At 60.2% G+C, this 20,343-nt stretch carries 22 protein-coding genes; 18 read left to right on the top strand and 4 right to left on the bottom strand.

Annotation, left to right across the window (positions count from 1 at the left end; genetic code table 11):
* Positions 1-9 precede the first annotated feature (9 nt).
* A complete protein-coding gene (locus IEV53_RS10995) occupies positions 10-621 on the bottom strand; it encodes a hypothetical protein (RefSeq protein WP_188426823.1) in 612 nt (203 codons plus the stop codon).
* 249 nt (positions 622-870) lie between these two features.
* Here IEV53_RS10995 and IEV53_RS10990 point away from each other — a divergent pair, with 249 nt between their 5' ends.
* Genes IEV53_RS10990 through IEV53_RS10975 form a run of 4 tightly spaced genes read left to right on the top strand, consistent with a single transcriptional unit; the run spans position 871 to position 3,427 of the window.
* A complete protein-coding gene (locus tag IEV53_RS10990; RefSeq protein ID WP_188426822.1) occupies positions 871-1,206 on the top strand; it encodes a flagellar hook-basal body complex protein FliE in 336 nt (111 codons plus the stop codon).
* 12 nt (positions 1,207-1,218) lie between these two features.
* Positions 1,219-1,494 (top strand): flagellar biosynthetic protein FliQ, encoded by a 276-nt coding sequence (locus IEV53_RS10985; RefSeq protein ID WP_188426821.1) that lies wholly within the window; start codon positions 1,219-1,221, stop codon positions 1,492-1,494.
* A 46-nt stretch (positions 1,495-1,540) separates the two neighbouring features.
* Entirely contained in the window at positions 1,541-2,326 is a 786-nt protein-coding gene (locus IEV53_RS10980) for a flagellar biosynthetic protein FliR (protein WP_229719831.1), read from the top strand.
* Positions 2,327-2,353: 27 nt separating this feature from the next.
* Positions 2,354-3,427, top strand: a complete 1,074-nt coding sequence (locus tag IEV53_RS10975; protein WP_188426820.1) for an EscU/YscU/HrcU family type III secretion system export apparatus switch protein — start codon at positions 2,354-2,356, stop codon at positions 3,425-3,427.
* A gap of 41 nt (positions 3,428-3,468) precedes the next feature.
* Here the strand turns inward: IEV53_RS10975 and IEV53_RS10970 are convergent, their stop codons facing one another.
* Together IEV53_RS10970 and IEV53_RS10965 are read right to left on the bottom strand one after the other, a co-directional pair.
* A complete protein-coding gene (locus tag IEV53_RS10970) occupies positions 3,469-3,948 on the bottom strand; it encodes a lipocalin-like domain-containing protein (protein ID WP_188426819.1) in 480 nt (159 codons plus the stop codon).
* Positions 3,949-4,272: 324 nt separating this feature from the next.
* Positions 4,273-4,434 carry a DUF3309 family protein gene (locus IEV53_RS10965; RefSeq protein WP_188426818.1) on the bottom strand — a complete coding sequence of 54 codons (162 nt, stop codon included), beginning with the start codon at positions 4,432-4,434 and terminating at the stop codon, positions 4,273-4,275.
* A 1,069-nt stretch (positions 4,435-5,503) separates the two neighbouring features.
* Between IEV53_RS10965 and IEV53_RS10960 the strand changes: the two genes are divergently transcribed.
* Together IEV53_RS10960 and IEV53_RS10955 are read left to right on the top strand one after the other, a co-directional pair.
* A complete protein-coding gene (locus IEV53_RS10960; RefSeq protein ID WP_188426817.1) occupies positions 5,504-7,243 on the top strand; it encodes a glycoside hydrolase family 68 protein in 1,740 nt (579 codons plus the stop codon).
* A gap of 63 nt (positions 7,244-7,306) precedes the next feature.
* Positions 7,307-8,950 carry a glycoside hydrolase family 32 protein gene (locus tag IEV53_RS10955; RefSeq protein ID WP_188426816.1) on the top strand — a complete coding sequence of 548 codons (1,644 nt, stop codon included), beginning with the start codon at positions 7,307-7,309 and terminating at the stop codon, positions 8,948-8,950.
* An 8-nt stretch (positions 8,951-8,958) separates the two neighbouring features.
* On the opposite strand, the gene IEV53_RS10950 is transcribed toward IEV53_RS10955, so the two are convergent.
* Positions 8,959-9,369, bottom strand: coding sequence for a lytic transglycosylase domain-containing protein (locus IEV53_RS10950; protein WP_188426815.1), 411 nt, complete (start codon positions 9,367-9,369; stop codon positions 8,959-8,961).
* A gap of 32 nt (positions 9,370-9,401) precedes the next feature.
* On the opposite strand from IEV53_RS10950, the gene gspG reads away from it, so the two are divergent.
* The 12 genes from gspG to IEV53_RS10890 are packed head-to-tail and all read left to right on the top strand — an operon-like array spanning position 9,402 to position 20,323.
* Complete coding sequence (gspG, locus tag IEV53_RS10945; RefSeq protein ID WP_188426814.1) at positions 9,402-9,878, top strand: type II secretion system major pseudopilin GspG; 477 nt, start codon at positions 9,402-9,404, stop codon at positions 9,876-9,878.
* 7 nt (positions 9,879-9,885) lie between these two features.
* Positions 9,886-10,665 (top strand): prepilin peptidase, encoded by a 780-nt coding sequence (locus IEV53_RS10940; RefSeq protein WP_188426813.1) that lies wholly within the window; start codon positions 9,886-9,888, stop codon positions 10,663-10,665.
* Positions 10,658-12,343, top strand: a complete 1,686-nt coding sequence (locus tag IEV53_RS10935; RefSeq protein ID WP_188426812.1) for a GspE/PulE family protein — start codon at positions 10,658-10,660, stop codon at positions 12,341-12,343. The genes IEV53_RS10940 and IEV53_RS10935 overlap by 8 nt, the downstream gene beginning before the upstream one ends.
* Before the next feature lie 4 nt (positions 12,344-12,347).
* Entirely contained in the window at positions 12,348-13,574 is a 1,227-nt protein-coding gene (locus tag IEV53_RS10930) for a type II secretion system F family protein (protein WP_188426811.1), read from the top strand.
* Positions 13,564-13,986, top strand: a complete 423-nt coding sequence (locus IEV53_RS10925) for a pilus assembly FimT family protein (RefSeq protein WP_188426810.1) — start codon at positions 13,564-13,566, stop codon at positions 13,984-13,986. The genes IEV53_RS10930 and IEV53_RS10925 overlap by 11 nt, the downstream gene beginning before the upstream one ends.
* A 5-nt stretch (positions 13,987-13,991) precedes the next feature.
* Entirely contained in the window at positions 13,992-14,381 is a 390-nt protein-coding gene (locus IEV53_RS10920) for a type IV pilus modification PilV family protein (RefSeq protein ID WP_229719830.1), read from the top strand.
* Positions 14,378-14,965 carry a prepilin-type N-terminal cleavage/methylation domain-containing protein gene (locus tag IEV53_RS10915; protein ID WP_188426808.1) on the top strand — a complete coding sequence of 196 codons (588 nt, stop codon included), beginning with the start codon at positions 14,378-14,380 and terminating at the stop codon, positions 14,963-14,965. Before IEV53_RS10920 ends, IEV53_RS10915 begins: the two co-directional genes overlap by 4 nt.
* 19 nt (positions 14,966-14,984) lie before the next feature.
* A complete protein-coding gene (locus IEV53_RS10910; RefSeq protein WP_188426807.1) occupies positions 14,985-16,061 on the top strand; it encodes a PilN domain-containing protein in 1,077 nt (358 codons plus the stop codon).
* The gene (gene gspM, locus IEV53_RS10905; protein ID WP_188426806.1) at positions 16,058-16,651 is read left to right on the top strand and encodes a type II secretion system protein GspM; all 594 of its coding nucleotides are present in this window, start codon (positions 16,058-16,060) and stop codon (positions 16,649-16,651) included. Before IEV53_RS10910 ends, gspM begins: the two co-directional genes overlap by 4 nt.
* Positions 16,648-17,151: a general secretion pathway protein GspN gene (locus tag IEV53_RS10900; protein ID WP_188426805.1), complete on the top strand. Its 504-nt coding sequence runs from the start codon at positions 16,648-16,650 to the stop codon at positions 17,149-17,151. The genes gspM and IEV53_RS10900 overlap by 4 nt, the downstream gene beginning before the upstream one ends.
* A complete protein-coding gene (gene gspD, locus IEV53_RS10895) occupies positions 17,148-19,511 on the top strand; it encodes a type II secretion system secretin GspD (RefSeq protein WP_229719829.1) in 2,364 nt (787 codons plus the stop codon). Before IEV53_RS10900 ends, gspD begins: the two co-directional genes overlap by 4 nt.
* Entirely contained in the window at positions 19,508-20,323 is an 816-nt protein-coding gene (locus tag IEV53_RS10890) for a type II secretion system minor pseudopilin (RefSeq protein ID WP_188426804.1), read from the top strand. The genes gspD and IEV53_RS10890 overlap by 4 nt, the downstream gene beginning before the upstream one ends.
* Positions 20,324-20,343: the final 20 nt, after the last annotated feature.

Below are 20,343 nucleotides of genomic sequence, written 5' to 3'. Positions count from 1 at the left end.
TTCGGAAAGCTATTCCACAGGCCCACTCAGAACACGCGCCGCAATAACGACAGGCGAGCCAGCCGAATCGGCGCCCGTTCTAAACGTCGCCCATTTCCCCAAAGAAAAAACCCAGGTGCCAGTAAAACTGACAACCTGCGCATGGGGCTTGCAACTGCCGTCCTGCCCGCTGTCATCCTGACGTGCGCACTGCGTATAATCCGCGTCACTCAGCGGAATATAAATATTCGCGTTCAGCTGCGCCGTGCGACCATGAATCTGAATCGTCCCATCAACCCCCGATTTGTGGCCCTGTTGCCCATTATTGGCAACGTCATCAGGCGCACCACGCGTTACGATATCGATATACTTCGTCTCGTTGTCAGCGCAGACCTCAACAGAGGCGGATCCTATCGGCTGAGGGTCAGCATGCGGTTGCGGATTCTGCACAAAGGTCTGGATCTCTGCAATACGCACGATGCCGGATGGGCACCGCATGCTGTCTCCATTGCCATGATAAGTGGTGCCTTCTCCCGTAGCCGCATGCGCCCCCACAGGTGTTGCAAGGGCCATCCCTGCAAGAAAAATCACGGCGTTGGCGGCAAGGCGCGCGCGCAACTGAAATTTTCGCGTTTCAAGCACCCGACCGCCCCTCGATTATCGTTTGTAACCACATGGCACGATCGTATTGGAAATACAGCCTTGCAGTAAGGGCTCTTGCACAGGATGTGTTTAAAAAGCGTCATTATCTGACGACGTATCAACGCGCAGTGCAAAATTTTTTTTGAGAATATGAAACCGGTTGCCCGACCGGTTGGATCACGTTACGAACATCAGCGTGAGGCGACAGACCCTGATCGTCACAATCCAAGATAAATCCGGTGCAGGCCCATGATCAGTGACGTTATGACCCGTAGTTTCGACGCATTGAACGCCTATGGCCAGACGCAACGCACGCTGCAGACCAATCTGAACCCGACGGCGAAGAGCGCAGAATCAGAAGACAGCGTGACCAGCTTCAGCAATGTGCTTGGCGACGCGATGAAAAATGCGATCCAGGTCGGCAAGACTGCGGAAACGAAAGCAGCGACCGGCCTGTCCGGCGGGGGTGATCTCACCGATATCGCCACCTCGGTCGCCGAGGCGAAACTCACCTTGCAGACCGTCACCACGGTGCGCGACCGCTTTGTACAGGCCTATCAGGACATCATGAAGATGTCTGTCTGACACAGGGCCACGATGCAGCCCTCGGTCGATATTCACGAAATTCTGCAACAGAGCCTGTTTGTTGCGGTCAAGATGGGCGCGCCGTCGCTTCTGGCCTCTCTTGCCGCCGGCATTCTGGTTTCGCTCTTCCAGGCCGTCACGCAGGTCAATGAGGCGACACTCTCTTTCGTCCCGAAATTCATTGCCGCTACAGCCGCGCTCATGCTGACAAGCTCGTTTCTTTACGCAACGCTGCACAGCTATGCCATGCTCATCTTTGATCAGATGGTTATCGCCGGGGGATCATGAGGCGAGCCAGCATGATTGGTTCGACACCGCACCAGAGGGTTGCACCGTGACCGATCTCCCCCTGCCCGCTCTCTCTGCGCTGTTCGTCCTGACCCTGTGCCGGGTCAGCGCTCTGGTCATGACAGCACCGGGCTTTGGAGAAAGCTCTTCACCCATGGTCGTGCGTGCGGGCGTAGCGCTCACTGTATCGCTTCTGATCATGCCGGTCGAGCAACCGCATCTCATGCCCATCGCCACGGCGATACTGACAAATCCCTCATTGCTGGTGGTGACAGTCGGCCAGGAGCTGCTGGTCGGTATTTTCATTGGTCTCATTGCGCGTCTGCTGGCTATGTCGCTGGTGATTGCCATGCAGTTCATCGCCACCTTCACCGGGCTGGCGAGCGTGTTGCAGCCAGACCCCGATCTTGGCGCGTCGAGTACCGCCATCAGCCATATGGCATCGTCTCTCATTCCCGTTCTCTTTCTCTCGACCGGCTTATATGTTCTCCCCCTCGCGGCGCTGACCGGCTCGTATGACGTCTTTCCTCCCGGCCAGACGCCACTTTTCAACGATATGGCCAAGGCAATCGTCACCACCACTGCGCTGAGCTTCAAGCTGGGCTTTCAGTATGCCGCGCCTTTCGTGCTGATCGGCACGCTATGGCCCGCCATGCTGGGGGTGCTGAACCGATTGATGCCCTCCATCCAGGTTTATGGCATCGCCATGCCCGCCCAGCTTCTCGGCGGCGTACTGCTCATTGCCCTGCTGATCCAGGTGATCACGGGCGTCTGGCAGGAACGTATGCAGGAATCCCTTTCGGAACTTCCGGGTCTTCATGCGCCGCACTGATGCGCCCGGCGAAGCGGCGACGCTCTGATGGCTGAGGACAGCAGCAGCGAAGATCGCACACAGGCCCCTACGGGGCGACGCCTCGCCAAGGCAAGAGAAGAGGGCAATGTCGCGCAATCGCGCGAAACCCAGATGCTGCTCGTTCTGGGAGCCTTTCTTGCTGTCTTTTCCCTGGCTGGCGCCGCATCGGCCACACGCTTCGTCGCGCATATGCACGGCCTGATCGAACATTTCTCGACCCCCATCGACGACATGGCCTCGATCGGCTTTGTCATCCGTCAGGCCCTGAATGAGGGGTTTCTCCTCATGGCCCCTCTGGTGGTCGTCAGCTTTGTGGTCGTTATCGTTTTCAGCATGTTCCAGACCCAGTTCCTGTTCAGGCCACAGGCCCTGACGCCCGATATCACGCGGCTTTCCCCGCTGGCTGGTTTCAAACGCGTGTTCAGCATGCGCAACCTGATCGAGCTACTCAAAAGCCTGGCAAAATTCCTGATTTTCGGCATCGTGCTTTACACCATCGCCTCAGGCACGCTGCATATTGCCCCCGAGGCCGAAAGATGGACCCTGCGTCGCCTGACCTACGAGATGATTTCGTGGTTCACCTATGCGACACTCATCATTCTTCTGGTGCAGGCCTTTATCGCAGGGCTCGATGAACTCTGGACACGCTACAGCCGCCTGCAAAAGCTGCGCATGAGCCATCAGGACATCAAGGACGAAACAAAACAGGAAGATGGCGACCCCAAGATCAAGGCAAAGCGGGCCCAGATCCGTATGCGCCGCGCCCGCCAACGCATGATCCAGTCCGTCAAGAAAGCCACGGTTGTGGTCACAAACCCGACCCATTACGCCGTGGCATTGTCATATGAGAGTTCGGAAGCCGCAGCCCCCAAGATTGTAGCAAAAGGGGCAGACGAGCTGGCCGCCCGAATCAGGGAAGCCGCTCAGGACGCGCGCGTCCCCATCGTCAACAGCCCCCCACTGGCCCGGGGTCTCTATGCCCTGCCGCTGGATACCGAAATCCCGCCGGAATTCTTCAAACCGGTCGCCGCTGTCATCGCCTATGTTATCAAGCTCAAGACGCCGCGTTCAAGACTCTAGAAGCCGACCCACGGGTCGAAAGACGCTGCGCGCGGCTATCCCTATGAGGCAATCCTGCGAAAGCGGATAAGGCTGCGGGTCAGTTTCTCTGGCGCCCAGTTGGGCATGTGCCGCCAGGGCGTGGTGACGTTGGCGATGTCACCGGAGAGAGAAACGAAACGCTTCTGTTCGGACCCGACCCATTCAGGCACCCAGGCCGTCTCGATCTGGGTGATCCAGGCATTACCCTCAATACGGAAGCGACCGATATACGAAACAAGCGTCTGGAGCAGGGCGGCGCGATCGGCATCGTTGCGGGCAGGCACTCTGCCCTCCCCCTCCAGATTGAAGGCGACCCATCCGTCCTGGGTAAAGATGACACGCCCACGCGGTGCCTCACCCATGGCAGGAACCAGACAGGCCGTATCGCGCTCCTCGACGCTATAGGCGATGAGCTCCCAGGTGCCGATCAGAGCCTGACGCAGCGCGTCCCCCGCCACGTCAGTAATGGACGGTTTCTCTGCTATTGTCTCGCCTGCCATCAGATCTGCCCCGCTGAATGTTCACCGTTACTTGTTCCATAACGTGTTTTATCCCTGATTTCATAGAATTCGCCTCAGGGTCTTTTCAACACAAGATCACGCGAAATCCCGAATCGGGGGCAGAAGAAAGCAGAAGATGATGCGATATGCCAGTGCGAAGATGCGGAGCTGCCCTGCACTTGCGTTCAGATCAACCCCACCAAATGCAGGGTACTCGCCCTTTCAGGCTGGATCGAGCCCGCCCCGGCCAGCGGTCATCAAGCGTGACCGAGAACCGGGACGGAGGGAAAATCAAAAAAATCTCTCTCTCGTTAATGGCAGATCTTACAGCCTGCCCATCAGGATCAGGATCACCAAGATCAGAACGATCAGCCCGACACCACCGCCTGCGCCATAGCCGGTCCAGGCCGTGCCATACCAGCCGCCATAACCACCGAAAGTGCCAAGAAGCAGGAGTACGATCACAATCAGAACAAGAATATTCATAGCGGGATTCCCCCCAGCGGCAGTCATGATTGCACCGCCGTAGGCCCTACACGCTCGAGAGGCGCACAGGTTCGCCGAGACCTGAGGTGAAACCCATATTTTAGGTTTGTGTGTTTTTCATATCCCAGACATTACAAGCAGCGCAGACACGAAGCAGCAAACGCTGCCCCTCCATCCCGGCAAGAGAAGTAATCCCTCCTGGGATATGGAACGTCCGGTTATGGGGTTGCTCAGTCGACTCCCGATTCAAAAGTCGGGACAAATCAGCTCCAGGCCCCTCTAGCGAGACAAGGACACTCCCCCCCATCGAAACCGATCGTCTCTCGCATGCGAGGCATTCCGCGTCGTCGCTTTCGTTGCTCTTCACAAGCCGACGCAACGCACAAACTGCCAGAAGGCCTGCGTCACCAGCGCGAGCCTACCCCCGACTTTGAACAAGCATCCATTTCGCCATTCCGACCGAGCTGGAAACGCCCAACGGAGACGGGAATGCCTGCCTGGCTGCTCGGCAAGGCCGCCGATGCATTCCCTAGAAGGTGGGAAAATGGGATCCTGAGGCACTGAATCGGCTCGCCCTCAGGAAAGAACTACGCAAAGGATGAATTATGCTCCGAAGACCCGAGATATGACGATATCCCCATCGATAATGAGCGATGGTAAATAAGAGAATACAAAAATACTCACTATTGTTCTTGGTTTCATTTTGCAAAAAATACGAACGATTAACCACGTGATGACTCTAAAAAATACAGAAATTTATAAAATACTATTTATATCGTTATTTTAAATAAATTAAACGAATTTTCTATAAGTGAGACTCACTCCTGAATATATCTCGCCATATCACGAGTAACATTGATTATAAACGCCGCCTTTTATCGCCTCAAATCCGTCAGGTTTTTGCCATTAAACTGTCGTTAAAGTGCGATTGACTCTCATAACGGAATCGTGATCAAGTCTCTAGGCGATGAACGGCCGGGATCATTGGCGACCAAGAAATAATCATCCCTTCCCTCATTGCGACTTCGCAGAACGCCTGCGCCGGACAATCTCAACTTTCGAGGGCGAAATGACGAACAAAACCAGAACGCGATCCTTGCTCACCCTGTTGCTTGCCGGTTCCACGGTCGCAACATTTGCGGGCCAGTCGGCACGCGCACAGATCAGCCCGGATGCCTTGCGTGAATCGTTACGCGTGGCGCCACGGCCCGGCATGATGCCCCATGGTGGTCGTCTTTTTCCCGGAAGTTCCCTCAATGGCGTCCCCGGGTTTCCGCTTCCGACCGTTCACTCGCAAAAAGCCTATGACCCGCAGGACAGCTTCACGGCCAAATGGACCCGTGCCGATGCCATGCAGATCAAGGCGCATTCCGACACGTCAGTCGCCGCCGGCCAGAACTCCCTGCCGCAGCAACTCGTCATGCCTGATGTCCCGGCCGATTTCCCGGCAACCAACCCCGATGTATGGGTCTGGGACACCTGGACGCTCATCGACAAGAAGGCCAACCAGTTCAGCTATAATGGCTGGGAAGTCATTTTCTGCCTGACCGCTGACAAGAATGCGGGTTATGGCTTCGACGATCGTCATACCCATGCCCGCATCGGCTATTTCTATCGCCGTGCCGGTGTTCCTGCCAGTCGGCGCCCGGCCAATGGTGGCTGGATCTATGGTGGCCATCTGATCCCTGAGGGAGCGCAGGAGCAGGTCTTCGCAGGCACGGATTACACCATCACAGCCGAATGGTCAGGCTCGATGCGCCTGCTTGACCCCACGAGCAACAAGGTTTCGCTGTTCTATACGGACATGGCCTTCAACCGGAATGCGGCAGGTCAGGACATCACGCCCTCGCAGGCAGTGATCACCCAGAGCCTTGGTCAGATTCATGCCGATTTCAACCATGTCTGGTTTACGGGCTTCACAACCCATACGCCGCTGCTGCGCCCTGATGGCGTCCTCTATCAGAACGGCGCACAGAACCCGTATTACAATTTCCGCGACCCGTTCACCTTTGAAGATCCGCAGCATCCGGGCGTGAACTACATGGTCTTCGAGGGCAATACGGCTGGCCAGCGCGGCACGGCTGATTGCACGGCAGAAGACCTCGGCTATCGCACCAATGATCCGCATGCGGAAACGGTGCAGCAGGTACTCTCGACCGGCGCCTATTACCAGAAGGCCAATATCGGCCTGGCAGTCGCTGAGGATTCCTCACTCTCGAAATGGAAATTCCTGCCGCCGCTGATTTCCGCCAATTGCGTGAATGACCAGACCGAACGTCCCCAGATGTATATCAAGGACGGCAAATATTACATCTTCACGATCAGCCATCGCACCACCTATGCGGCTGGCGTGGATGGACCTGACGGTGTCTATGGCTTTGTCGGCAATGGCATCCGCAGCGACTTCCAGCCCATGAATTATGGCTCGGGCCTCATGCTCGGCAACCCGACCGACCTCAACGAGGCGGCTGGCACCGATTACGACGCCAACCCGAACCAGAACCCGCGCGCCTTCCAGTCCTACTCGCATTACGTGATGCCGGACGGGCTCGTGGAGTCCTTCATCGATACCGTCGAAGGCCGTCGTGGCGGCGCGCTGTCACCCACCGTCAAGGTTCGCCTGCGGGGCGACGCCTCGGTTGTCGATACGCGCTATGGCAATAACGGCCTCGGTGGCTATGGCGACATCTCGGCCAATCGCGCCGCGATCAATGTCGTCGGGTTCATTCAGGATCTGATCAGCCAGAAGACCCAGTTGAGTGCGGATACCAACACGCGCATGCGTTCCTTCCTCAACGCAAGCCAGTAACCTCGAGCCCGGTCTGCGCGTTACGACGCGCAGACCTTATTTCCCTCGACCTGGCAGGTGACGATGCTGCGGCTTGCTTCCGTTCTCCCACCCTTCACGCTGAAGCCGACACGGATTATCGCAAGGCGGCTCCGCAGTTTCGCTGCGCCACTGGCCCTTGTCGCCCTGTCGATTGCTCCGGCACAGGCGGCACCAGCGACCGATCCCTTGCCCGATACGGCTCTCTGGCGACCAGCCCTGCATTACACGCCCTCCGCCCACTGGATGAACGACCCGAACGGCCCGTTCTTTCTCAATGGCACATGGCATCTCTATTATCAGTGCAACCCGGACGGCATGGTCTGGGGACATACCTCCTGGGGTCATGCCACCAGTCCCGATCTGCTCCATTGGCAGGAGCAGCCCGTCGCCCTGCCCGCCACACAAGGCCATGATATTTTTTCGGGGTCGGTCGTCTATGACCGCGACAATCGCTCGGGCCTCGGCACGGCGGCCTCTCCCCCTCTGCTCGCGCTTTACACCACCGTATTCAGCGGCGATCCCGCCCATCCCGATGGAACCCAGGCCCAGTCTGTCGCCCTGAGTCCCGATCAGGGACGTTCCTTTGTGCCTCATGAGGGCAACCCGGTTCTCACGCTTCATCCTGACTCCCGTCAGTTTCGTGACCCATCCGTCATCTGGTACGCCCCCGGAAAATACTGGGTGATGACGACCGTGGTCGCCGACGCGCAGGTCGTGAAGCTCTACCGCTCGACCGATCTGCTGCACTGGGATTTCCTGAGCGACTTCCAGCCCTCGGGCTATCGCAAGCCCGGCATGCTATGGGAAATGCCCCTTCTCATCCCCTTGCCTCTCGACGGCAATGACCACGATCTACGCTGGGTCATGATTGTCAGCGTCAATCCCTGGAGCATCGCTGGCGGGTCGGGTGTGCAGTATTTCGTCGGCCATTTCGACGGTACAAAATTCACCCCGGATAATCTGCCACAGGAAGGCGCAGACCCCGCAGCCTATCGCTGGCTCGATCATGGAGCCGATAATTATGCTGCCATACGCTTTGCCAATGCCCCCGATCAGCGCCCGCGCCTGATCAGCTGGATGAGCAACTGGGCTTATGCCGACAAGCTGCCCACCTCACCCTGGCGAGGCCAGATGACATTGCCCGTCAGTCTTTCGCTGCGCAGCGACCATGGCGCGATCACCCTTCAGCAGAACCCCGCGCCGGAATACGAGCACTTCGCGCAGGCGCATCCGGGCCGGAATTTTACGGCACGGCGTCTCGCTGCCGGGGCAAGCTGGCATCTGGCCATGAAGAGCAGTGTGCAGGATATCGCCGTCACTCTGAAAAGCGCAGGCAGAGGCAAGGCGGGGCTCGTGCTACGACAGTCGGCAGACGGAAAGGAAGGAACCCGGATCAGCTATGATTTCGCCACCCATCTCCTGACCCTGGACCGCAGACATTCAGGAAAAACCGGTTTTTCGTCCAATTTCAGCCTTGTTCATATTGCCCAACTGGCTCCACGGAACGATACGATAACGCTTCATATTGTGGTTGATCGCAATTCGGTCGAGCTATTTGCCAACGGAGGAGACCTGCGCATGACAGATCTGATTTTCCCGCAGGAAAACAGCAACGACATGACCCTTTTCGCCACTGGCGCACCCACCCTTGCGGACACGCTGCATGTTGCAGATCTGGCTCCCTGAAAAGGCACTCAGGGATGCAGGGGCTGGAAAAGACGCCGCGCCGAGCCAAGCACGCGCTGCTGGTAAGCAAGGTTGAGGGTGAGCGTATGCGAATGATAATTACCGATCGCCCTCATCAGATCACCATGGGTCTCGTTCAGGTAAAGACGCATGATCGCGCCCGCTGCACTGATATTATAACAGGGCTGCGTCAGCAAACGGCGGTAAACGATCGCGGGCGCAGCATGTGTAAACTGCGCAATCGGCTCAAGCCAGCGCGTATTGACCTGCATCAGGCCCAGATCGTCCGTTCCGTTACTGTTATGATGCACAAGGCCGCTTTGACCGTTTTCAACCGCAAGGATGGAAGGCAGGATTCGAGGCGGCAAGTGGTACAGAGACGCAACGAAAATCATGCAGCTGGCATAGGCAACAGCCATGGCCCTTCCTTTTTATATCGGGATCGATTCTGATGCGCTTTTTCCGCACGCTAGCACATTCATGCAAGGCGCAGGCGCCAAAAACCCGCCGCAAGCCCCAGACAGAAGAAGCAGGTTTCACCCTGCTCGAATTGCTGGTTGTCATTGCCATTCTGGGCCTGCTGATCGGGCTTGTTGCGCCGGCAGCCCTGCGCCAGCTTGGTGGCGCGCGTAATTCGGTCGCGCATCAGTCCATCCAGCGTCTGGGCGAGGTTCTCGATCTCTATCGTCTCGACATGGGCACGTATCCCAGCACCGAAGAAGGGCTTCATGCCCTGATCGAGCGCCCGCAGGGCGCCGAAAACTGGAATGGCCCCTATCTGAAGGATGGCGCCGAACCCAAGGACCCGTGGCATCATCCCTATCTCTACACAGCCCCCTCCGAACGTCCCAATCATGAGTACGATCTGTGTTCAGGAGGCGCGAAGAACATCACCAATGACCGTTCCTCAATGATCTGCAATCCGTGAGAGCGCCATGATCGCCTTGCCGTCCATCACGACATCGCTCGTCATCTCCTCCCCCTTTATCGGGTCATTCCTCGGTGTGCTTGCCTGGCGCCTGCCCGAAGGGCGGTCACCATTCTTCAACCGGTCGCGCTGTCCGTTCTGCAATGGCGTGCTCAGGGTTTGCGAACTCATCCCGCTCGTGAGCTACGCCGTGCAGAAAGGCCGTTGCCGCCAGTGCCAGGCGCCGATCGACAAATTCCATCCGCTCATGGAAGTCGCTGCCCTGGTCGTCGCCGGAAGCGCCGATCTGGCAACGCATTTCGACCCCACAGGCAACAGCCCGATCCACATCATGGCACAGGGCTGTCTATTCGGATGGGTGCTGCTGCTATTGGCGGCCATAGATCTGCGCAGCCATACCTTGCCTGATTATCTGACCCAGCCCCTTCTTGGCGTCGGTCTTCTCTTTGCAGCCCTTCAGGGCAGAACGAATTTTCACATCCACACCCTTACAGCCCTGCTGTCATGGCTCGTCTTCGAGGGGCTGGCGACGCTTTACCGTGCGCTGCGCCATCGCGAGGGGTTGGGCGGTGGCGATGCGAAGCTGATCGCTGCAGGGGGCGGCTGGCTGGGACCTCTTCTTCTGCCCGAAATCATCGGTTCCGCCGCCATCATGACCCTCATCGCGGCGGCAATCAGCACAAAAGGCAGGCTGAAAGGCGCCATGAAAATCCCGCTCGGCCCGGGTCTTTCTCTGGCCCTCTGGGGGGGATGGCTGATCGAGACCTCAGGCCTCGCCTATGCCTGACCAGGCACTCGATGCCCTCTCCGCCCTGCTCGTCGAAACCGGACGCTGCGATCGCCGCGCCATAGAACGCGCCGAACGCGCTGCCGAGCAAAGTGGCGGTCGGCTTGACCATATCCTGCTCCAGCTCGGTCTGGTGTCAGAAGGGCTCATGGCGGCAAGCTATGCCGAGCTGCTGGCCCTGCCTCAGGCTTCTGCTGCACACTACCCGCCAGAACCGGTCCTGTCAGAGACCCTCTCGACGCGTTTTCTGCGCGACGCCCATGTCGTGCCTCTGGGCGTCGAGGGCGATACGCTGCGCCTTGCGATGCGCGACCCACTCGACAGCTTCACTCCCGACGCACTCGAAGCCGCAACCGGCCTGACGATTGCGCCCCATGTCGCTCTCCCCCTCGAACTTGAGGCCGCGCTCGACCGCCTCTACCCGCGAGACGTAGCCGAACCCCCCAGCGACACCCAGGATGAGGCACCCCTCGAAGACGATGCCGAGCGGCTGAAGGATCTCGCTTCCGAAGCCCCTGTCATACGCCTCGTCAACCAGATCATCAGCCGCGCCGTCGAGACACGCGCCTCCGATATTCATATCGAGCCCTTCGAAGACAGGCTGCGTGTGCGCTATCGCTATGACGGCGTTCTTCATGAAGTCGAGACGCTTTCAGCGCAGCTCATTCCGGCCGTTCTGTCGCGCGTCAAGATCATGGCGCGGCTCGATATCGCCGAAAGGCGCCTGCCTCAGGATGGGCGTATCAAGCTTGCCGTACGCGGCCATGAAATCGATTTCCGTGTATCGACCATCCCCTCGCTTCATGGCGAAACACTCGTCCTGCGCGTGCTCGACCGCTCCAGCGTGCGCTTCGACTATGCGACACTCGGCCTTTCCGACAAACTTGTCGCGAGATTGCGTGACCTGCTGGCCCTGCCCAATGGCATCGTGCTCGTCACTGGCCCCACAGGCTCTGGCAAGACCACCACGCTCTATACGGGCCTGACCGATCTCAATGCCGTCACACGCAAGCTGGTCACGATCGAAGACCCGATCGAATACCAACTGGCCGGTATCAACCAGGTGCAGGTCAAACCCCAGATCGGCCTCAGTTTTGCAGCCCTGCTCCGTTCCATCCTGCGTCAGGACCCTGATGTGATCATGGTGGGCGAGATACGCGATGGCGAGACGGCGCAGATTGCGGTGCAGGCCGCACTGACCGGCCATCTGGTTCTGTCCACGCTCCATACGAATTCGGCCTCTGCCGCCGTGATCCGCCTGCGTGACATGGGTGTGGAAGACTATCTCATGACCGCCGTGCTGCGTGGCGTTCTGGCGCAGCGTCTGGTCAGACGACTCTGCCCGCATTGCAAAACAGGTTATGCACCGCCCGACGCGTTGATCGACCGTCTGGGTCTGCGCGCGCTCTCCAATGCCGCGCCAATCACCCTCTATCAGGCGACAGGCTGCCCGCATTGCCGACAGACGGGGTATCTGGGTCGTCTTGCCATCGCAGAGCTGCTTGAACCCGATGAAGCCATCGAAAAGCTGATTTTCGAGCGCGCCGATCATCTGGCCATAGAGCGCGCCGCAGTCGCGGCCGGAATGGAGCCGCTTTTCACGGCGGGTCTAAGGGCAGCGCTTGCGGGTGAAACCACGCTTGAAGACGTGACGCGCAGCGTCCGCGCCACGGTCTGAACGCGTGGTGGACTACGCCTACAAGGCCATAGACTCTCAAGGCACCCTGCTGAGCGGATCACTCGACGCCCGGAGCGAAGCCGAGGCGATCGCTGCCCTGCGCCGGCTCGGTCATATCCCGGTCACGCTCGGCCCGGCACGCCCGACAGGACTGAGTCAAATTCTCTCCGGCGTTTCGTTCTCTCTCTCTCGGCGCGACCTGACACGCGGCGAACTGGCCATACTGACGCGTGAACTCGCCGTGATGCTGGGCGCCGGACAGGATATCGACCGTGCCCTGCGTTTTCTGATCGAAACGGCACAGGGCGCACGCCAGAAGACCGTTCTGAACGCCGTGCGCGACCAGCTGCGAGACGGGCGCGCCCTGCATCTGGCGATGGGCGCTTCACCCCGAAGTTTCCCCAGACTTTATCTCGGCATGGTGCGGGCTGCCGAAGCCACGGGCGATCTGGCGCCCACCATGGAGCGTCTGGCGACACTGCTCGAACGCGAACGCGCCCTGGCCAGTACCGTGCAATCGGCCATGATCTATCCGGCCATTCTCACCCTTGCCGCCATCGGTTCGGTCACGCTGCTGCTGACAAAGGTCCTGCCGCAATTCACGCCACTCTTTGCCCAGAATGGCGTCGCCCTGCCTGCCTCCACACGGCTCCTGACCGAGACTGGTGCATTGATCGGCCATTATGGCGTGTTCGGCCTGATCGCAATCGGGCTTCTGGCGCTGGTGGCACGGCTGCTGCTCGCTCGCCCCGGGATCAGGCGCGTGATCGATCGCCTGATCCTGCGCCTGCCAGGCCTCGGGGCGCTGAGCCGTGAAATTCTGGCGGCCCGTCTGGCGCGTATTCTGGGCACGCTTCTGGTCAATGGCGTGCCACTTCTGACGGCGCTGGGCATCGTGCGCGAGGCTCTGGGCAATCGGGCGGCCATTGCGGCCATTGATGCTGCAACAGACAGCGCCCGGCAGGGGGCAGGACTGTCGGCCACGCTCGACCGGGCAGGGATCTTTCCACGCAGGCTGATCCATCTGCTGCAGCTCGGTGAGGAAACAGCGCAGCTCGGCCCCATGGCCTTGCGTGCGGCCGATATCCACGAGGAACAGGCCCGGATCGCCATACAGCGCCTCGTGGCGATTCTCGTACCGGCCATCACCATCGTCATGGGGCTGATGGTTGCCGGTATCGTCTCTTCGCTTCTGCTTGCCATGCTGAGCCTGAACGATCTTGCACAGTAGAGACCATGCCCAGAGCGGCTTCACCCTTCTGGAAATGCTGGTTGTGCTCGCCATCATGGCGGCGCTTGGGGCGCTGCTGGTTGCACATGGCCCCTCCCATTCTGCCCGTCTCGAACTGCGCGGCGCCGCACGCGAACTCGCTTCGGGTCTGCGCGAGGCGCATATGCGCGCGCTCTATTCCGGCCAGACGCAGATCTTCAGCATCGACCCGGCGCGGCAAAACTATGGTGTTATTGGCACTGTGCCGCATGCCCTGCCAAAAATCGGCTATCTTCCGGTCACGTCGAGCCATTTCGTCTTCTATGCCGATGGGAGCGCAGCCGGCCCGGTCGTGACGCTTGTCGACGGGCCGAACCGGATTGCCCTGGGAGTCAACTGGCTGACCGGCGCGGTAGAGGCCCGTGGCGGATGAGAGAGATGCCAGATCACGAGGCAGGCTTCACCCTGATCGAGGTGCTGATCGCTTTCATCATCGTCATGCTGTCTCTTGGCGTGCTCTATCGCGGCATGCTCGATGGGGTGGGGGCCACTCACCTGGCCAATGCCACGCATGAGGCGCTGTCACGCGCGCAGTCGCATATGGCGGCCATAGGCCATGGCATGCGTCTGGGGGCTCATGAGCAGAGCGGCGAAGATGGCAGCGGCTTTCGCTGGAAGGTGGTGATGATACCGCAGCAACAGCTTGCCGGTATGGTGCTCTATCATGTCGCCGTGACGGAATCCTGGCCTGACCCGATGACCGGGTCAGGACGTCGTGCGCTCACCCTCACCACGCTCCGCCTCGGCGCCCCGGAAACACCGTCATGAACCGGTGCCGCCAGAAGGAAGTCGGTTTCACCCTGCTCGAAATGCTGATCGCTCTGGTCGTGTTCTCGATCGTCATGCTGGTCCTGCGTCAGGGGTTCGATGCGGCCACGCGCGTTTTCGAGAAGCAACGCACCTCTCTTTCGGCACAGGGCGATCTGGGAGCTGTCGATCGGTTTCTGCGCCAGCTGATCGCCACTGCCGACCCCGGTGCCGGGCAGGAAGGGCCGCTCTTCGTGGGCAGGGCGCATGGTCTGGTTCTGCGCGGCCCGACACCGCACGCCCTGGATGACAGTCCTGAAGCGCGCGCGAACATGCGACTCTCTGTTGATGAGGCACACCGGCTTGTGCTGATCTGGACACCTCACCGACACGTGATCGAGCCTACCCCGCCCCCTCGCACCCGGATCCTGCTTGAGGGCCTCACGGGCCTCGATTGCAGCTACTACTCAGACGGACACTGGAACACGACATGGTACGGCAACAAACTGCCCCAGCTTGTGCGGCTGCGCCTGCATTTTGCAGAAGGCGATCCACGTCACTGGCCCGATATCGTCGCGGCTCCCCTGCTGGACCCGATGCCATGAGCGCAAAGAACGGCGCTTCATGACACTGCGTATGTTCTTGCTCTGGTGGGGGCGTCAGCTTTTTTCCCTGATCCCGCAGCGCCTCAGGGAAACACGTTTCATCCCTGCCCGACCGGTCCTGTCTGCTGTGCCACAGGAGAACCATCTCGCGCTCACCCTCTCCTTTCACGGCAAGACCATGGCTCTGGGCAGGCTGGGCCTTTCTGACGCGGAAGATGACGAGACGCGCTCACGCTGTCAGAACGCCCTGAAAAAAGCCTCACGACCGGCGCGGCTGATCATGATCCTTCCCGAAACGCAGATCATGCAGCGCAGCGTGACCCTACCTCTGGCTGCAGAAAACGACCTGAAAACCGTGCTGGGCTTCGAGATGGATCGCCTCACCCCGTTCCCTGCCGAAACGCTCTTCTGGAGCCATGCGGTGACGCATCGTGATCCCTCCCAGAAGACCGTCACGCTCAGCCTTTCTCTGGCCAGACGCGCGCTTATCGAACCGCTTCTGGCGCCGCTTTCGACGCTTGGTCGCAACCCGGACAGGCTCGAAAACGCCAGCGGCTCAAAACAGATCCTGCTCTCGCCCCAACGGGGAAGAGCGCGTCTGGGCCTTTCAGACCCGCGCCGTCTGGCATGGGCAGGCGGCGCCCTTATGCTCGTCGTGCTGATAACCTTCGGTTTCTGGCAGCAATCGTTGCGTCTGAACCGCCTTGACGCCGAAATGGCCGCCTTACGTCCTGCCGCCCGGCAGGCGAGCGCCCTGCGACGCCAGATCGAAGACCATCAGGCAGAAGCGAGGATCATGGATCAGGCGCGCCAGCGCTGGGGGGATCCTCTCGTTATTCTGGCGGCACTGACCAATGCTCTTTCCGACCGCTCCTATCTCACCGATCTGAGCCTGCGACAGGGGCAGCTGCTGATCAGCGGGCAATCCTCGGAACCGACCGCCCTCATTCAGACCCTGAGCCGCACGCCGCTCTTCCATAATCCCGCCTTCATCGCGCCAGTGACACATCTCTCGGGCCAGAATGCCAGCCTGTTCTCGATCCGGACCGATATCGACACGCCGAAAAGCGGCAGACCCGAGGGCGCCACTCCATGAAGGCATCGTCTTCGTCCCTTCCCGAAGGCCGCCGCGGGCAGATACTCGCCTGCGCGCTGCTGGTGATCGCTCTTTTTCTGGTCTGGAGCGTCGCGCTTGGCCCGGTCTTCGGGCTTTATGCGGCACGCGCGCACCGCATCGCAGTGGCAGAGGAGACACTCGAGCGCATGCGCCATCTGCAGGAGATCCTGCCTCATCTGCGCCTGACCGCAGCCCGTCTCCCGCAAGAGGGTTCGCGCCTGATCGAGGGCAGCAGTGATGCCATTGCAGGCGCAAATCTGCAGGATCTGGTGCAGAAGATCGCCAGCACTCAGGGGGCCGATCTGGGCAGCACCGAGACCCTCACTCCGGTCAGGGACGGGCATTATCGCCGCATCGGGCTGCATATCACCCTGACCGCGCCCTATGCGGTGCTGGTGCATGTGCTGACGTCATTTGAAACCAGCACACCGGCCATGGTGAGCGATGCGCTGCATCTGCATCTGCATGAAGCAGAAAGCGAAGGCGCTGCGCCTGACAGCATGAGCTGCGACATGAATGTCTTTGCCTATCGCCGCGACACCGGAGCACAGAAAGGCAGCGCCCCATGATGCGTTTCCCTGACCGCCTCTGGCTGCTTTTCCTTCTGGCGGGCCTCCAGACGACGCCGGGGCTCGCTGCGCCGCCAGCCCCTGTCGAGACACTTCTGACCCGGCAGGAGCAGATACTGGCCCGCCCGCTTTTCACCCCGACAAGACGGCCGCCGCCAAGCACTGCCATGATGGCCGGTACGCCGCGTCTCTCGGCCATTATCGACGGCACCGGCCCGCAGCGTGCCATCTTCATGCTTCCGGGCCGCGATCGCGGGGTCGTCGTGCCGGTGAACGGTGTCATCGGGGCGTGGCAGGTAACCGGAATCGAAAACGGCGCCGTACGCATCAGGGACGGACATGGCGAGAGAGTGCTCCGCCCCGACCGTGAGCGTACCGAGCATGCCGCACCAAACCCGCTTCCCTTTGCCCCTTCATCGCAACCCGCCCCACGACCCGAGCCCGATTTCGCTCCGCCCGCCTCTTCTCTCGACAACGCTCCACCAGGTATGCCGCAATGATTTTCCAGCCTCGCGCTCTCTCCCGTTTTCGCTTTTCCCGCGCGCGCGCTGTCACCTTCGTATCAAGCACCGCGCTTTGTGCCGTCATGCTTGTGGGTCTGTCGGGCTGCGACAAGGGGCCTCCAAAGGTCAAGCCGCTCGGCGGCCCACTGCCTCTGTCAGGCCTGTCGCAGGATCTCTCTGAAGGACGTCTCACAAAGGGCACGACACCTGGACAGGCTCAGACCAGCCTCGGTCGGGCGGCACTCCCCAGCCTGCCGGTTGCGGGCAGCACCACGGGTATCGGCCAGATCTCGCTGAACTTTGCCGATACCGATATCCGCGACGCGGTCGCTCAGATCCTGAATGATATCCTGCACGTCAATTATGCCATCGATCCGGCTGTCAGAGGGCAGGTTACGCTGCGCACCAGCGAGCCTCTGACCAATGCGCAGATTCTACCCGCCCTGCAGGTTCTGCTGTCCCAGGTTCATGCCGTTCTGATTCATTCCGACGGGCTTTATCGCGTAGTGCCCAGCCAGTCGGCACCGGGCGCAGCGCAAGGCGCGGTCGCGGGCATGGCAGACAGCCTCTCGATGGGCGGCGAGGTGATGGTGGCCCTGCGTTATGCCCAGGCCAGCAATCTGGCTCACGCCCTGCAGCCTTTCGTGCAGAACGGTGCGCGTGTCACACCGGTCGAAAGCGGCAATGCGCTGCTCGTGAGCGGCGACCCTTCGGCACGCAACGCGCTGATCGAGGTGATCCGGGCTTTTGACGTCGACTGGCTGAGCGCACAATCCTACGCTTTGCTGCCTGTCGATTCCGGCAACGCCAAAGACATGGCAACGGCTCTGCAAAGCGCTCTGCACGGCACCAACAACTCCCTGTCGCAACTCGTGCAGGTTCTGCCGCTGAGCCGCGTCAATGCTGTTCTCGTGGTCTCGCGCACGCCACGCTACATCGAGGATGCCAGACGCCTCTTTGCGCTGATCGAACGTCACAGGCGCGCGACCGTCCGCAGCTGGCATATTTTCTATGTGCAGAATTCAAGCGTGAATGATGTCACCTACACGCTGCAGCAGGCTTTTACCCCCGAGAATGTCACGGCCCTGCCCCCTGGCAGCACCAGCGGCACAGGCCAGAACACGCAGACGGGGTTCACAGGTGCCATGTCGAGCGCCGTAGGTGGCGGTGCAGGCGGCGGCACAGGAGGGCTTGGGGGCGCGACGGGGCTCGCAGGCGGTCTTACGGGCAATCAGGGTACGACCGGCCTTGGGGGAAATGCCACGACAGGGCTTGGACAGACTACGGGCCAGAGCACGCAGCAGGCGGCGCTGAACAACCCTCTTCTGGGAGGGCTGGACAGTAGCGGAAGCAATGGTGAGAAAAACACCGATACGCTGCGTATTCTCTCCAACGCACAGCATAATGCCATTCTCGTCTTCGCTACCGATCAGGAGAGTGACGAGGTCGACCAGATGCTGCGGCGTATCGATGTCATGCCGCTTCAGGTGCGTATCGATGCGGTCGTGGCCGAGGTCCAGCTCAATGACGCGCTGCAATATGGCACACAGTTCTTTTTCAAATCCGGTGGCATCAATGGTGTGCTGAGCAATAACAGCCAGAGCATCACGGCAGGCACGCTGGCGACGGCGGCTTTCAGCCATACCCTGCCCGGCTTCATCATCGGTGGGGCGAGTGGTGGTGGCGCGCCTTTTGCAATTGACGCGCTGCAGAATGTCACCACCGTGCATGTGCTGTCTTCACCGCAGCTCATGGTGCTCGACAACCGGGCAGCGCGTCTTCAGGTAGGTCAGCTCGTACCGGTGCAGATCGGGTCGCAATCGAGCACGATCGGCACGTCCGTTTATAACCAGTTTACCTATCAGCCGACCGGGGTGATCATGGAAGTGACCCCCCATGTCAGCCAGAGCGGGCTGGTAACGCTCGATGTCTCGCAAGAGGTGAGTTCGGTCAGTGCCAATGCGGCAAGCAACAGCAGCAGCGCTGCAAACCCCACCTTCAATGATCGCTCGGTCAATTCACGCGTCGTGGTTCAGGACGGCCAGACAGTCGGCCTTGCCGGACTGATCACCGAGAACTCGAGCCGGGCCAATAGCGGCATTCCATGGCTCAAGAATATCCCCGTGCTCGGCTTTCTGGCGGGCACCCAGAACAACAGCCGTCAGCGCACAGAACTGCTTATCCTGATCACACCGCATGTCATCCATGACCAGCGCGAGGCTGTCGATCTGATGGAAGACCTGCGCGACACCCACCCCAATGCTGCCGACGTGCCCAATGAGCTGACGCCGATGCATGGCACGGGTAGTGCGGACCCGCAAAAGCGCATTCGCGAAAGCCTCAGGCTGGATCATTGAGCGCCATACGAAAGAAGCACGAGGGCGGTTTTGCGCTGCTGATTACGCTCTGGACGCTGGCCGGGCTGTCTTTTCTCGTAGCCATGATTCTGGCCAGCGCAGGGTCGGAACTGCGTGAAACGCGGCTTTTACGCCGCACGGCCCAGATGGACAGCGTTGCAGAGGGGGGCATCTGGACCGGTGTTTTTCACGAACTCGGCCCGGAGAAAAACCGCTGGAGCAGCGATGGTACCCCGCACACACTGATGCAGGATGGCATGAAGCTGACGATCAGGGTGCAGTCACAGGCAAGCCGCATCAACCCCAACATAGCGCCACGCCCATTGCTGGCTGCGCTTTTGCAACAAGGCGGCGCGACACCTCCGCAAGCCGACGCGCTTGCTGGCGATATCGTCGCATGGCGCAGCAGAAGTCAGAACAACGACCCGAATGAGCAGAAACGCTTTCTGGGCGCTGGCCTCTCCTATCGGCCCCCTCATGCGCCCTTCCAGTCTCTTCAGGAGCTCGCACTCGTGCCCGGCATGACGGCGCCTCTGCTCGACCGTCTGCTGCCGCATCTCTCCCTGACCCAGACAGAAGATCTCCGCCTGCCTCTGACAGACCCTGTCGCCCGCGCTGCCCTCGCCCGTTCGGGAATGGCTCCGCTGCCCCCGCTCCAGCCGGGTCAGGCCCATGGCACAAGCGTCGATATTCTCGTCAGGGTGGAAGACGGTCAGGGAGGCGCGGTCGAACGCCGGGCCTCTTTTCTTCTGACCGGCGATAACGGACGTGACACTCCCGATATCCTGCGACTGGCACAGATGACCCGCTGACAACCGACGCTGACCTGTCC

The organism is Asaia siamensis, assembly GCF_014635085.1.
Taxonomy (GTDB): Bacteria; Pseudomonadota; Alphaproteobacteria; order Acetobacterales; family Acetobacteraceae; genus Asaia; species Asaia siamensis.
The sequence above is the reverse complement of the archived record's forward strand: the minus strand, read 5'-3'. Positions and strand labels throughout refer to the sequence as shown.